Source organism: Rhodococcus sp. NPDC056506, from assembly GCF_042794945.1.
Classification (GTDB): Bacteria; Actinomycetota; Actinomycetes; order Mycobacteriales; family Mycobacteriaceae; genus Rhodococcus_F.
In genome coordinates this window covers 69,652-83,063 of sequence record NZ_JBHTSW010000020.1, presented here as the reverse complement: position 1 = coordinate 83,063, position 13,412 = coordinate 69,652, and the positions used below count along the sequence as shown (strand labels likewise).

At 62.9% G+C, this 13,412-nt stretch carries 15 protein-coding genes; 8 read left to right on the top strand and 7 right to left on the bottom strand.

Going from position 1 to position 13,412, the window contains the following annotated elements; genetic code table 11:
- Positions 1-8: 8 nt before the first annotated feature.
- Genes pcaB through ACFQ6H_RS17525 form a run of 4 tightly spaced genes read left to right on the top strand, consistent with a single transcriptional unit; the run spans position 9 to position 4,572 of the window.
- Positions 9-1,337, top strand: coding sequence for a 3-carboxy-cis,cis-muconate cycloisomerase (gene pcaB / locus ACFQ6H_RS17540; RefSeq protein ID WP_378542288.1), 1,329 nt, complete (start codon positions 9-11; stop codon positions 1,335-1,337).
- Complete coding sequence (gene pcaD / locus ACFQ6H_RS17535; protein WP_378542286.1) at positions 1,334-2,515, top strand: 3-oxoadipate enol-lactonase; 1,182 nt, start codon at positions 1,334-1,336, stop codon at positions 2,513-2,515. Before pcaB ends, pcaD begins: the two co-directional genes overlap by 4 nt.
- Positions 2,512-3,336, top strand: a complete 825-nt coding sequence (locus ACFQ6H_RS17530; RefSeq protein ID WP_378531222.1) for an IclR family transcriptional regulator C-terminal domain-containing protein — start codon at positions 2,512-2,514, stop codon at positions 3,334-3,336. The genes pcaD and ACFQ6H_RS17530 overlap by 4 nt, the downstream gene beginning before the upstream one ends.
- A gap of 24 nt (positions 3,337-3,360) precedes the next feature.
- The gene (locus ACFQ6H_RS17525) at positions 3,361-4,572 is read left to right on the top strand and encodes an acetyl-CoA C-acetyltransferase (RefSeq protein WP_378647558.1); all 1,212 of its coding nucleotides are present in this window, start codon (positions 3,361-3,363) and stop codon (positions 4,570-4,572) included.
- On the opposite strand, the gene ACFQ6H_RS17520 is transcribed toward ACFQ6H_RS17525, so the two are convergent.
- Positions 4,573-5,112 carry a MarR family winged helix-turn-helix transcriptional regulator gene (locus ACFQ6H_RS17520; protein ID WP_378647556.1) on the bottom strand — a complete coding sequence of 180 codons (540 nt, stop codon included), beginning with the start codon at positions 5,110-5,112 and terminating at the stop codon, positions 4,573-4,575.
- A gap of 72 nt (positions 5,113-5,184) precedes the next feature.
- Here ACFQ6H_RS17520 and ACFQ6H_RS17515 point away from each other — a divergent pair, with 72 nt between their 5' ends.
- The gene (locus tag ACFQ6H_RS17515) at positions 5,185-5,910 is read left to right on the top strand and encodes an SDR family NAD(P)-dependent oxidoreductase (protein ID WP_378647554.1); all 726 of its coding nucleotides are present in this window, start codon (positions 5,185-5,187) and stop codon (positions 5,908-5,910) included.
- On the opposite strand, the gene ACFQ6H_RS17510 is transcribed toward ACFQ6H_RS17515, so the two are convergent.
- Both ACFQ6H_RS17510 and ACFQ6H_RS17505 read right to left on the bottom strand, forming a co-directional pair.
- Positions 5,911-6,630, bottom strand: a complete 720-nt coding sequence (locus ACFQ6H_RS17510; RefSeq protein WP_378647552.1) for a dienelactone hydrolase family protein — start codon at positions 6,628-6,630, stop codon at positions 5,911-5,913.
- A gap of 46 nt (positions 6,631-6,676) precedes the next feature.
- Positions 6,677-7,684 carry an ABC transporter substrate-binding protein gene (locus tag ACFQ6H_RS17505; RefSeq protein WP_378531212.1) on the bottom strand — a complete coding sequence of 336 codons (1,008 nt, stop codon included), beginning with the start codon at positions 7,682-7,684 and terminating at the stop codon, positions 6,677-6,679.
- A 365-nt stretch (positions 7,685-8,049) separates the two neighbouring features.
- Here ACFQ6H_RS17505 and ACFQ6H_RS17500 point away from each other — a divergent pair, with 365 nt between their 5' ends.
- Complete coding sequence (locus ACFQ6H_RS17500; protein ID WP_003939930.1) at positions 8,050-8,253, top strand: cold-shock protein; 204 nt, start codon at positions 8,050-8,052, stop codon at positions 8,251-8,253.
- A gap of 69 nt (positions 8,254-8,322) precedes the next feature.
- Here ACFQ6H_RS17500 and ACFQ6H_RS17495 read toward each other — a convergent pair whose 3' ends face one another.
- The 4 genes from ACFQ6H_RS17495 to ACFQ6H_RS17480 form a co-directional block, all read right to left on the bottom strand.
- A complete protein-coding gene (locus ACFQ6H_RS17495) occupies positions 8,323-9,051 on the bottom strand; it encodes a Clp protease N-terminal domain-containing protein (protein WP_378647550.1) in 729 nt (242 codons plus the stop codon).
- Positions 9,052-9,121: 70 nt separating this feature from the next.
- Complete coding sequence (locus tag ACFQ6H_RS17490; RefSeq protein ID WP_378647548.1) at positions 9,122-9,904, bottom strand: alpha/beta fold hydrolase; 783 nt, start codon at positions 9,902-9,904, stop codon at positions 9,122-9,124.
- 83 nt (positions 9,905-9,987) lie between these two features.
- Positions 9,988-10,980 (bottom strand): ABC transporter substrate-binding protein, encoded by a 993-nt coding sequence (locus ACFQ6H_RS17485; protein WP_378647546.1) that lies wholly within the window; start codon positions 10,978-10,980, stop codon positions 9,988-9,990.
- A gap of 428 nt (positions 10,981-11,408) precedes the next feature.
- Positions 11,409-12,047, bottom strand: a complete 639-nt coding sequence (locus ACFQ6H_RS17480; protein ID WP_378647543.1) for a DUF2461 domain-containing protein — start codon at positions 12,045-12,047, stop codon at positions 11,409-11,411.
- 122 nt (positions 12,048-12,169) lie between these two features.
- Here ACFQ6H_RS17480 and ACFQ6H_RS17475 point away from each other — a divergent pair, with 122 nt between their 5' ends.
- Both ACFQ6H_RS17475 and ACFQ6H_RS17470 read left to right on the top strand, forming a co-directional pair.
- A complete protein-coding gene (locus ACFQ6H_RS17475; RefSeq protein ID WP_378531201.1) occupies positions 12,170-12,442 on the top strand; it encodes a hypothetical protein in 273 nt (90 codons plus the stop codon).
- Between the two features lie 93 nt (positions 12,443-12,535).
- Positions 12,536-13,381 carry a mechanosensitive ion channel family protein gene (locus ACFQ6H_RS17470; RefSeq protein WP_003939801.1) on the top strand — a complete coding sequence of 282 codons (846 nt, stop codon included), beginning with the start codon at positions 12,536-12,538 and terminating at the stop codon, positions 13,379-13,381.
- Positions 13,382-13,412: the final 31 nt, after the last annotated feature.

The following is a 13,412-nucleotide window of genomic DNA, read 5'->3' as shown; positions in this document are numbered from 1 at the left end:
GAGTACACATGCCCACTCGCGGCGCACTGTTCGATCCGGTGTTCGGGGCCACCCGAGTAGCGGAACACCTGTCCGACCAGGCGTGGGTCACCGCGTTGCTCGACGTGGAAGCCGCGCTGAGCTGCGCGATGGCCACCGTCGGATTGGCGGACGGGGAACATTGCGCCGCGGTGGCTGCTGCTGCGGCCGAACTCTCACAACCGGGTGGTCTGGACATCGTGGCGCTCGGCCGGGCGTCGGCAGCCGGTGGAAATCCTGTCATCCCGCTGGTGAAGATGCTTCGCGAAAGGGTGGGACAGGAAGGTGTGCCTGCCTCCGTGGTGCATCCGGGAGCCACCAGCCAGGACATCATGGACTGCGCTCTCATGCTGTTGACGCGACGCGCGGGCGCGGTGGTTCTTGCCGACCTGACACGCGCCGCCGATTCCGCCGCCCACCTCGCCCGCCTCCATCGCTCCACTCCGATGGTCGCGAGAACTCTGGGCCAGCAGGCACTTCCGACCACTTTCGGCCTTCTGGCCTCGAGTTGGTTCACGGCACTCGACGCCGCCGCGATCCGCCTCGAGATCGTGCTGTCCACGTTGCCGGTTCAGTTCGGCGGCGCCGCAGGCACACTCGCTGCGTTGTATCCCGACGGGCTCAGGATCGCCGATGCACTTGCCGACGAACTCGGCCTGGCCAGGCAGGTTGCTCCCTGGCACACCGACCGCGTGACCATCGCAGAACTCGCGACGACGCTCGGTATCGTCGCCGGCGCTGTTTCCAAGCCCGCCACCGACATCACCGTCATGGCGTCCACCGAACTCTCCGAGGTCGCCGAAAGCGCTCCGGGCGGCTCATCGGCCATGCCGCACAAGCAGAATCCGGTTGCGGCGATCACCGCCCGCGCAGCAGCGCGACGTGCTCCCGCACTGGTCGCCACAGCCCTGTCGAACATGGATCACGAATTCGCCCGCGCTGCAGGCCCCTGGCACGCCGAGTGGGAAACCGTCACCGAACTCCTGCGTCTGGCAGGCGGAGCAGCGCACCAGCTTTCCGTCAGCCTCACCGGCCTGCAAGTGCACACCGAGTCGATGGCACGCAATCTCGACATCACCGGTGGCCTGATTCTCGCCGAGCGGGTCACCAAGGCACTGTCCGCGCACACCGATCGAGCACGCGACATCGTCACAGCGGCAGCCACTTCCGGAATCAGGTTGGATCGTGATCCCGCCATCGCCGCGCACCTGAGCGAAGCGGAGATCGCCGAACTACTCGACCCCGCACACTATCTGGGCCACGCCACCGATCTGGTCGACCGTGCCCTCGCCGAACGCCCTACAGGAGGATCTCGATGAACGTCGCGCTCAACTTTCAACAGACCGGCAATCCTGATGCTCCCGCAGTAGTTCTCCTGGGTTCACTCGGATCCGATCTGTCCATGTGGCAGCCGCAGATTCACGCGCTGTCGAATCGCTACCGCGTCATCGCCGTCGACCATCGCGGCCATGGCAAGTCACCGGTACCTGCCGGCCCCTACTCCATTGCCGATCTTGCCGGCGATGTCATCGCTCTCCTCGATTCGCTCGAACTCGAGTCCGTACATCTCGTTGGGCTCTCCCTCGGCGGCGCCGTCAGCCAGTGGATCGCCGCACACAACCCCACTCGCGTCGAGACGTTGACCTTGATGTGCACGTCCTCGCAGTTCGCCCCGGCTCAGCCATGGATCGATCGCGCCCAGGCTGTCCGAGCGGACGGTATCGCGTCCATCGCGGCCGCCGTCGTCGGACGCTGGTTCACGCCGGGACTGGCCGACAACGATCCGGAACTAGTTGCCCGCCACGTCGCAATGGTCGAAGCCACACCCGACGAGGGTTATGCCGCCTGCTGCGAGGCACTTTCGGTGTGGGACGGCCGCGCCGACCTGGCACGCATCGTCGCTCCGACGCTCCTCATCGCTGGCGAGCAGGATCCGGCGACGCCTCCGGCGACGTTGAGCGCGATCGCCGACGGTATCGCCGACGCGGTACTGCACGTCGTTGATCCCGGCGCACACCTCGCCAGCGTCGAACAGGCCGGGCGCGTCACCAAACTACTTGCCACGCATATCGCCTCGCACACATCTGCGCTCGCCCAACGTAGCGCCGCGGTGTCGGCAGGCATGACCGTACGACGCCAGGTGCTCGGCGACGCCCACGTCGACCGTTCCATCGCCGGCGCCACCGAATTCACGGCCCCGTTCCAGGACTTCATCACTCGCACGGCGTGGGGCGACATCTGGTCACGCCCCGGCCTCGATCACCACACCCGCAGGCTCCTCACTCTCGCGATCCTCACCGCCGTCGGCAACGAACACGAACTCGACATGCACATTCGCGCTGCGCTGCGTGCCGGGATCGATCCCGACGAACTCGTGGAAGTATTTCTCCATACTGCGGTCTACGCGGGTGTGCCGAACAGCAACTTGGCTTTTGCGCTGGGAAAGCAAGCACTCGCGGACCTCTCGGCCGAACCTGAGGAGAACGAGACACCATGAGTGAGAACAGCAGCGAGCAGGCGCCGGGACCGTCCCCGGACTACGTGCAGTCGCTGGCCCGTGGGCTTTCCGTCATCAAGGCTTTCGACGGTGAGCACCCGCGTCGCACCCTCAGCGAGGTTGCCAGGCACACCGATCTCACGCGTGCGACCGCTCGCCGCTTCCTGCTCACACTCGTCGAACTCGAATACGTACGTACTGACGGTTCGGTGTTCTGGTTGACGCCTCGCGTCCTCGAACTCGGCTACAGCTACCTGTCCAGTCTGTCTCTCCCCGAGATTGCCGGGCCGCATCTGGAAGCTTTGTCCGCCAAGGTCCGTGAATCCACGTCCGTGTCGATCCTCGACGGTGACGACGTCGTCTACGTGGCTCGTGTTCCGGTCAGCCGCATCATGACGGTGTCCATCACCATCGGCACGCGCTTTCCCGCCTATGCGACGTCCATGGGCAGGGTCCTGCTCGCCGGCTTGCCGGACGACGCATTGGACGCCTACCTCGCCCGAGTGTCCTTCGCCCGGCTGACCGGCAAGACCATCTCGACCGCCGACGGACTGCGCGCCGAACTCGAGAAGATTCGCGCCGACGGATTCGCGATAGTCGATCAAGAACTCGAAGAGGGTCTGCGCTCTCTCGCCGCACCCATCCGGGACGCAACCGGTGACGTGGTCGCGGCCGTCAACATCTCCACCCAGGCTGCCCGCTACAGCGCCGAAGCTGTTCGCGATGAACTGGTTCCGGCCGCAGTCGCCACCGCAGACGCCATCTCCATCGATCTCGGACGTACTCAGTCGTCCAACAATCACTCGGCAGCTACTCGCTGATCGGGCAGACCCAAGGAAGAACCAATGTCTGACGTTGTCATCTGTGAACCGCTCCGCACCCCTGTCGGCCGCTTCGGCGGTGTATTCCGCGACGTTGCCCCGGAAGATCTCGCCTCGACGCTGATCACCGAACTCGTCACGCGTACCGGCATTTCCGGCGCGGAGATCGACGACGTCATCCTCGGCCAGGCTTCACCGAACGGCGAGGCCCCTGCGATCGGACGCATCGCGGCGCTGAACGCCGGTCTGGGTGTGGACGTTCCCGGCATGCAGGTCGATCGCCGGTGCGGGTCGGGGTTGCAGGCAATCATCCAGGCTGTCATGCAGGTTCAGTCCGGTGGCAGTGATCTGGTCCTCGCCGGCGGTGCCGAGTCGATGAGCCAGGCCGAGTTCTACGCGACCGGAATGCGTTGGGGCGTCAAGGGTGAGGGTGTTGCACTCAACGATCGCCTGGCCCGCGCCCGCATCACAGCCGGTGGACGCGACTTCCCGGTCCCCGGCGGAATGATCGAAACGGCAGAGAACCTGCGCGCCGAGTTCTCGATCAGCCGCGAAGATCAGGACGCACTCGCGGTGCAGTCGCATCAGCGTGCCGTCGCAGCACAGAAGAACGGCGTCTTCGCCGAGGAAATCGTTCCGGTATCCGTTCCGCAGCGCAAGGGTGAGGCCCTCCTCGTCGACACCGACGAGCATCCGCGCGCCGACACCTCGATGGAATCGCTTGCGCGCCTTCGACCCATGCGCGGAAAGATCGACCCCGACTCCACTGTCACCGCAGGTAATGCCAGCGGTCAGAACGACGGCGCAGCGCTAGCGATCGTCACCACCGTCGACAAGGCCCGCGCTCTCGGACTGCGACCGCTCGCGCGCCTGGCAAGTTGGAGCGTTGCGGGCGTTCCGCCGCGCACCATGGGCATCGGCCCCGTGCCGGCGTCGGAGAAGGCACTCGGCCGACTCGGGCTGACCCTGGCGGACATGGATGTCATCGAACTCAACGAAGCCTTTGCGGCACAGGCACTTGCAGTCCTGCGGACCTGGAAGCTCGAACCCGACGACCCGCGAATCAACCCCAACGGCTCCGGCATCTCCCTCGGACATCCGGTCGGCGCCACGGGTGGGCGAATCCTGGCCACCCTGTTGCGCGAGATGGACCGTCGCGAAGCGCGTTACGGCCTCGAGACGATGTGCATCGGCGGCGGGCAGGGCCTGGCTGCGGTGTTCGAGCGCCTGTCCTGATCAAGCCCCGACGTGTGCAACGCCGGGGTCTCCGAGTTCGCCTCGTAGGCCGTCGAGAAAGACACGCAGCAGGTCGGTGAGTTCGGCCTGCTGCTGCTTTGTGAGAATCGACGTCAGTTCGGCTTCACGGCCGAGGACTCGGTCCACCAATTGCTCCACCAGCTCGTGGCCGGCGGCAGTGAGTGTCACGAGCACAATTCGTGACCCCTCCGCGGCGGGAGATCTCTCCACCAGACCCGCGTTTTCCGCGCGCGCGAGTCGCTGCGAGATCGCACCGGCCGTGACTCCGGTCTGCTCCGTGATCTGGCGAGTCGTCAACTGATACGGCTCGCCGGATCGCCGCAGGACACTGAGCAGATCCAGTGTCGCCGTGTCCGCACCTGCCGAGGCCAGTACCCGTCGGCGATCTTCCCCCAGCAGCTTGGCGCACATCCACAGCCTGGTCACGATGCCGATACCTTCTACAGGCGTGCCCGGCCTCTCGCGAAGCCAGGCCAACGCAACCGCGTCCACCGCGTCGTCCGGGTTGTAGTCGCCCACCACTGCACACCTCGTTTAGCTCTAAATGATACGTTCTTCGTATAGGTCTAAACGTAGCTCACGGAGGTAGGCATGACTCGCACAGTTCTGGTAACCGGCGGCGGAACAGGGATCGGGCGCGCAGTAGCGGGCGCGTTCGCCCGAGACGGAGACACAGTTTTTGTCACCGGCCGACGCACGGAACCACTCGAAAAGACCGCACTGGAGTTGGGGGCCGATGTTCACGCCGTGACGTGTGACAACTCCGACCCGAAAGACCTGAAGCAGCTGCAGGATTCGCTTCCCGGAACCATCGACGTCGTCGTTCACTGCGCCGGTGGCAACACGGACTTCGACCGCGAAGCACCGTCAGATCTGGAATCCCTGGCCGCGGCGTGGCGTGCCAATCTGGACTCCAATCTGATCTCGGCAGTGTTGACCACAGCAGCAGTTCGCGATCGAATTCCCAGCGGCGGTGCCGTCATCACCATCGGATCGATCGCCGCCGACAAGGGCGCTGGAGCGTACGGCGCCGCCAAAGCCGCAGTTGCGACGTGGAATATCGATCTGGCCGCCGAACTGGGCCCCGAAGGCATCACCGCGAACATCGTCTCCCCCGGTTACATCGCTGACACGGAGTTCTTCCGAGACTTCCTGACGGACGATCGTCGCGCGATGTTGATCGAATCCACCAGCACCAAGCGCGCCGGAACGCCGGACGACATCGCATCGGCCGTCCACTTCCTTGCCTCACCGGGTGCGCGGCAGATCACCGGTCAGGTATTGGCAGTCAACGGCGGTGAGAGAACCAGTCGCTGATCAGGCCAGGTGGCGTTCGAAGAACGAGTCGATACGTTTCCAGGCATCCTGCGCTGCAACAGGATCGGGACCGATTCCGAGAATTCGCTCCAGCGGACGGAGGATCTTGGGTCCGGCCTCCGCGTCGTTGAGGAACGCGTGGCCGGCTGTGGGGTACTCCTTGACGTCGTTCTCGATACCGGCATTGCTGAGCGCCGTCTCCAGCTTCGTTGCGGCGCCGCGGAGCGAGAAGTCCTTGCCTCCGAAGCTCCCGACGATCGGGCACGAATCCACGACGGCCTCATCGAGTTTGCGTGGAAGCTGGCCGTAGTTGACCGAGGCGGCATCGAAATCTCCGGCGCTGACCATCGCGAAGCCACCACCCATACAGAATCCGATGACACCGATCTTTCCGGTGCAGTCCGGGGATTCCACCAGCCAACTGCGAGCGACTTCGATGTCGGTGAACGCCTTGCCGTGCCCTCGAAGCATCGACGTCATGGTGGGCACGAGGCACCGTTTCGCTCCACCCGCGCTGTAAAGGTCGACGGCGAGCGTCAAGAACCCAGCTGCGGCCAGTCGCTTGGCTTGCCGCTGCATTACCTCTTCGAGCCCGAAGGCCTCGTGAATCATCACTACCCCCGGCCACGGGCCGGGGGTAGTGGGTGTTTCGAGTATCGCTCGCAGCGGTTGTGATCCGCCGACTACTGCGGCGCGGCCCGTCAGATCTATGTCCACCATGTCTCGATGCTAGGCCGAGGTAGCGTCCGCAGGCTCGGAAGCGAGGTCAGGCGAGCTGTTTCCCCTGGCCTGCCGCGAGTCCGGTCAAGACCTCGGCGAGCTGCGGCAAAGCGTAGGGCGCGCTCAGTGGACCGAAATTGTCGACGAAGGCATTCGAGAGCAGAAGTTCGACAGGCGCGTAGGCTCGCGCCTTCACCGCGGGGAGGTTCTGGAAGACTGCGAAGTTCTCCAACCTCGCCGTCGCCTCCGGATCAGAAGCGAGGCTGAGCAGAATGTCTGCGGGCGCGAGTACTTCGGCCTGCTCAATCGACAGAGCAGCCATCTGCTCGGCGTTGTATCCGCGATAGTTGAGTCCGAGTTCGCGCAGCAGAACCCCGGGCGCACTGGCATCACCTTGCACATACAACTGGTCGCCGTACATCGAGCCGATCATGATCGCCTTGCCACCCAAACCGTTCAGCGAAGCAGCGGTATCGGCGATCAGAGCGTCGGTCCGGGCGATCGCTGCGGTAGCAGCCTCGTCGACAAAAGCAGCCTGCCCGACCGTGGCGACGCCGTCACGCCACGACGTGGTCCAGTCCAACGCCACGACCGGCGCGATCTGACTGAGCTTCTCAGCCGCCGGTTCGAGATAAGTCTTCATTCCGATGATGAGGTCCGGCGAGTAGCGCGCGATGATTTCCGGGTTGATTTCGCCTGTGGTGTCGAAGCTTTCGAGATCAGCTATTCCCGCGGTGCTCTGCCACGGCAGAGCGCCGCGGTCCCACGCTCCAGTATTGCCGTAGGCGACGGGGTGCACGCCGAGGGACAGGAGAAATTCGAGATCCGTGAAGTCGCTGGCGACAACGATCCTTTCCGGCTTTCCCGAGATCGTCGTGGTCCCGAGCGCGTTGATCACCTGGCGTTGCTCGCCGGCGTCAGCGGAATCTGACGACGTCGAACAACCCGCAAGGATGGCCGCCGCTGCCGCTGCGCCTACACCGAAGAACCCGCGGCGGTTGAGCTGATCCACAAGGTCAGCAGTCGTGGGTGATTCGCGAATCGTTCCGTACATGTGCGCACTCTCCTACTCGGCGTCTGCTGCGCGCGCCGAGGGCACAGCGAATGAGAGGTTAGCCCACCCTCAGCTCCCATGGGGTCCCTACGTTGTCGACTTCGAACGATCCGAGCGCGAGAACCGCGCTGGGCAGCTTTCTCGCTGGTCTAGCCCCGCAGGCTGGCATGCGAGCCACGAGTCCAGGCCTTCGACGGATTGATCAGACAAGTGCCGAAGATCGGTATCCCTCCTCCTTGTCGGCCCCTGACAAACTCGCTTCTGCACGTCGCCCACCGTTCGACTTGCGCGGCATGGGAGGATAGACACATCGAGATCGGGACTTCGATGTGAGGGCCCGGATCGAGTTTGTAGGGAGTATCGGTATGGCACAGGGCATCGTGAAGTGGTTCAACGGCGAAAAGGGCTTTGGTTTCATCGCTCCCGACGACGGAACACCGGACGTGTTCGTTCATTACTCTGAAATCTCGGGCAACGGCTACAAGTCGCTCGACGAGAACCAGCGTGTGGAGTTCGAGGTTGGCCAGGGCCAGAAGGGTCCTCAGGCCACCAATGTGCGCGCTGTCTAATCAGTGACACAAGAAGAGGGCTGCACCCGCAAGGGTGCGGCCCTCTTCTGCATCAGGCTCACACATGAATCACTGATCCTGAATGACGGCCAAAGCTCCCACGATGTTCGACTCCGCAACCGATTTCGAGATTCCGAGGTCAGCCAGAACACCTGATCCGTCTTCGAGTTCGAGTAGTGCGAGCAGGATGTGCTCGGTGCCGATGTAGTTGTGGCCCAGGCGAAGAGCCTCACGGAACGTCAGTTCCAGAACCTTGCGCGCACGAGCGTCGTACGGAATGAGTTCTGGTAGTTCGGAAGTCGGAGCCGGTAGTACACCGGCCACCGCGGCCCGAACGGAGCCAAGCTCCACCCCCTGCGCCACTATCGCCTTCGCAGCCAACCCGCCAGGCTCCTCGACAAGCCCCAGGAGCAGGTGCTCAGGCTGGATCTCTGCGTTACCGGCGGCGCGGGCTTCGTTCTGCGAGGCCATGACGACGTTCTTCGCCCGGGGAGTGAACCGGTTGAACCCTTCGTTCGGATCCATCGGCTTCTGATCACTCGGCGCCTTGGGAACAAAACGCTTCTGCGCAGCCTGCTTCGAGACACCCATGCTCGCGCCGATCTCCGTCCACGACGCTCCCGACCTGCGCGCCTGGTCGACGAAGTGGCCGATCAGATGGTCTGCAACTTCACCGAGATGATCAGCGGCGATCACGGCGTCGGACAGTTGGTCGAGCGCGTCGGTGTGCACCTTCTTGATCGCGTCGATGAGGTCGTCGAGCCGCACCTTGTTGGTCATTTCCACTGGTTTGCTCATGCGTCAACCCTAGGTTGACGCACCCGAAAACGTCAACCCTAGGTTGACGATTGTTTTCGCCGCTCAGTGATTAGCCGGAAAAGAACTCGCGCAGAGCCGGGAGAATGGCGCCATCAGCGACGCCGTGACCCTGGCCGGGGATCTCCAAAGTCTTTGTCCCCGAAATTTTTTCGGCGATTCGCATTGCCGAAGCAGGCGCCCATCGACCACTGTCGCCGCCGTACATAACCAACGTGGGGACGGTAATCGAGGCCAGCCAGTCGAGCGACTCACAGCCGTGATCACACACCGCGACGTCATAGGGCAGGGTGTGCGCCATAGCGCACATGTCGGGCCAATCGGTACTCCGCTTGATCTCGTCGACCATCTCCGGAGACGCGCCGGTCAGGTCCAGAAAACGGGTCACAGCCCCCTCCCTATCGCCGGCCGCAATCAACCGCTCCAGATCACTTTGGACGGTTTCGTCCTGCTGGTCGTCCATGTACGGCGCCTCGTAGACGGCGAGCTTACGCATCGGAACGGCCTGCGCAGCGGCTTCCAATGCCAGCGCGGCACCCGACGACAATCCGTAGACCAGCGGTGGTTCACCGGTTGCCGCGACGACTGCTCGCAAATCCTCCACCTCGTCGTCGATCGAGAACGCGTGGCTGTCAGCGCTGTCCCCGCGCCCGCGCCGGTCGTACGAGTACACCGTGAAGTCCGCCGCCAACTCCGCAGCGAGAGAATCGAACCATCCTCGATCGCAGAACGCTCCGGCGACCAGGACCACTGCTGGTCCGGCACCGGAGCGTTCGTACGCGATGGTCGTACCGTCGCGGGATTGCACTACCTCTGGGGATTGCTCTGTTTTCACGTCGATCTCCTCAGGTCTGGTCAATGCCTACCTGATTAGACCGCCCGCGCTACCGAAACTCATCGGTCCAGTCGGCAGAGCATTCAGCTGATCTTGTTGTAGAGGGCATCCCAACCCTGCGCCACGTAGGAAATCGTGTAGATCGAACCGTAGAAGGTGGAGCCACCCAGACTGGTGACGTTGCCCGCCTGCACTGCCGGGAGTCGCTGCCACAGCTTGCTCGCCACCAATGCCTGGTACGCCGCACTGTCCTCGTTTTCGGTAATCATGAAGCCGTCGACGCCGGCCAGCACGTCGAGGCCCTCGAGGCTGACACCACCCTCGGGATCAAGCCCCTCCGAGGTGGCAGTTTTGCCACCGATGTCGCCGAGCGTCATGTCGCTGGGCTTGTCGCCCTTCTCGGACGTACGGATGCTCGTGACGTACAGCGTGTTCGTGTCTGGCATGAACGAGACACTGGCGACGGTCTTGGACGCAATCTTCTCGGCATGACGACTGCGGATGTCGGAAATCAGATTGTCGTAGTCGAGCGTCAATCGATCGAGTGTGACCGTTCGACCGAGCCAGCCCGACAACCGCGAGAGGTTTGTACGCCAGTCGTCGGTGAACTCGGTCGTCAGAACCGGTGCGATGGTAGACATCTCGGCTACCGGCCACCACTCGCTCTCGTAGTTGAGGCACACGATCAGATCGGGTTCGAGCGCCAAGATCTGCTCGCGATTGGGGATCTCCGACAGGAACGGTACCGACGAATCGATAGGCACCCACGGCGTCGCCTGGGCGTACGTGTAGCCGACCAGCGGAAGTTCCAGAGCTACAGCAGGTTCGAGGTCGAGCCGAGAGTCGATCGCGACAACTCTCTTCGGATTGACAGGAATGTCATACGTTCCGAGAGGTGTCGTCACGGAACGCATTTCGGTTTCGCCCGAACTGCTTCCGCTGTCACCGCACGCAGCCAGGAACGCGCCCAGTCCGGCGATTCCGGCGCCGAAGCCGAACTGCCGACGAGTGAGATCCGAGACGAGGCGGTTGTCGGAGTAACCCTCGGGAAGCAAGAGCGTGGATTGAGCGGGCATGCGTGTCGAACCTCCAGAAGAAATGATTCATCCACTGTTGCGAGCGGATAAGGATGCCCTAACAGCGTACGCAGAGAGGGTCGTCGCGATCGGCCCAGAAATAGTCGAATCAGGCCAAATCGAGCCACCCTACTTGTCGAGCTTGCGCATCTCGACGAAGAAGACCGCGCTGAATGCGAGGTAGGTGCCGACGATTCCGAGAACCGAGATGATCAGGACGAGAGCGAGGAACATAGCCATGATGGTCTCCACTGACACGGGTTATTCACGATGTCGATCGAGAGAAAATGGCTTCGAACTGCGGCGCTGCGACTCGAAGCGGGGCCGAAACTTTGGGTTACACACACCACGGTAGCCCCAGGCGTCTCGAGTTTCGATGAACTCGAGGTGAACTTTCCTACGTCTGCGTCACACTTTTTGTCGGACGGTCAGTTCGGTCCGAGCACCTGCCCCGACCACTCGACCAAAGGCGTCAGTGCGCGCCACGCCGTGCGAACTTCCTTCAATGTCCTGGCGCTGTCCAACCACGACGGGCTTGGGTAAGTACGACCAGCGGTCAGCGACTTGTGACGCAGCAACTCGATTCGCGGGTGGTCCACCGTGTATCCGCGAGGCGCCGTCTTGAGCTTGTCGCCGCCGATCGTGAATCCGGCCTTTTCGACGGAGGCCAGGATCTTCTCGAGTTCCGGTCCCCGAACGTCGTCGTCGACAGCCGCTCGATATCGCGCGATAGTCTCCGAACTGCTGGCGTAGAACCCGCCGGCCACCATCAACCCTGCCGCGTCGACCTGCACGTAGTAGCCACAGCTCTCGGCGAGACCGACGAACGCGCCCTGATGCGTCTTGTACGGAATCTTGTCCTTCGAGAATCGAACGTCACGATACGGCCGAAAGAGCTTGGCTGAGCCGAATTCGTCTTCCAACGCTGCGGTCAACGACGCCATCGGACGACGAACTACCTCGTCGTATGTCTCTTTGTGCGCTGCCCACCACGTCTTGCTGTTGTCGGCCTCTAGGTCTTCGTAGAAATCGAGTGCAGCAACGGGTATGCCAGTGAACGCAGCCATGTCGTAAGCCTAGTCCGAGCTGACACGCACAACCGACTTGTCATCCGAATGGACTCTTGCCGCGCCCGCGAATTGACCGAAACATGGCCAGGTGGAACAACAATTACTCACGGAGGGAACACATGACACCGAGACTGTCGGTATTCACGGATCTACTGGCCCAAGAAGTCTTCCAACCAACCCCGGTGGTAGTGGAAGCCCCAGTCAACATTCCCGTTCTTGTCATCGCCGTCATCGCGTTGGTGACTGCGATAGCAGCACTTGCTGTGGCACTTTCGGCTCGCATGCGTGCCGCTGCCGCACCGCGATCCGCCGCGGCTCAACAATACGGATCAGTGCAAGCTTCGCAGAGCCCTCCACCGGCACCGCCCACCGGTTGGCACCCACACCAATAGAACCCAACCAAGTCAACCGCGTATCCCTGGCATCAAAGAGGTGTTGCCCTGCACCGATGCCCGGATCGGCCCGAATCCGTAGACTGCATGGGGATGATTTCCGAAATACAAGCATGGGAACTGACCGACACCAACCGAGACTGGCTGATTCACCGACCTGTCGAGATCGCAATCTATGTGGCGCTCGCAGTAGTGCTGCGCTTCGCACTGCACCGCGGGATCGACCGAATGTCGAAGCCCCGCAAGTCTCCGAACGCCAAGGTGAACGAACGCAGATCGCAGCGGGCGCGGACCATCGGTTCGGTACTCAAATCGACGGTGTCCATCGTGATCCTCGTCTGGTGTGTGCTACAGATTCTCGGCATCCTCGGGATCAACGTCGCGCCGTTCATCGCATCAGCCGGCGTCATCGGTCTTGCCATCGGTTTCGGTGCACAGAACCTGGTGCGTGACTTCCTCTCCGGCATCTTCATGCTGCTCGAGGATCAGTACGGTGTCGGCGACGTCGTCGATCTCGGCGACGCGGTCGGCACCGTCGAAACAGTGGGCCTGCGTGTCACCACGATTCGAGATGTCAACGGCACCTTGTGGTACTGCCGCAACGGCGAAATCCTGCGAGTCGGCAACATGAGTCAGGGTTACGCCACTGCCGTTCTCGATCTCCCGATCGCCCACAACGCGAACGTGCACAAAGCGTGCGAGGTGGCGACGCGAGCTGTCCTCGAGGCGGCGGAGTCCGAACCGATCAGGGCGGACATGATCGACAAACCTGAGATGCTGGGAGTCAATTCGGTTACTGCCGAGGCGATTACCATCCGAGTGACGGCGCAGGTCAAGCCTGGCCGCCAATGGGCGGTCCAGCGCGCGTTTGCGCGCTCGGCACTGACTGCATTCGAAGAGCAGGGTATCGAGGCACCCTACCTGCCTGTGTTGCGATGATTGTTGGGACGGAGTCAGCAGCCCTTCCCAT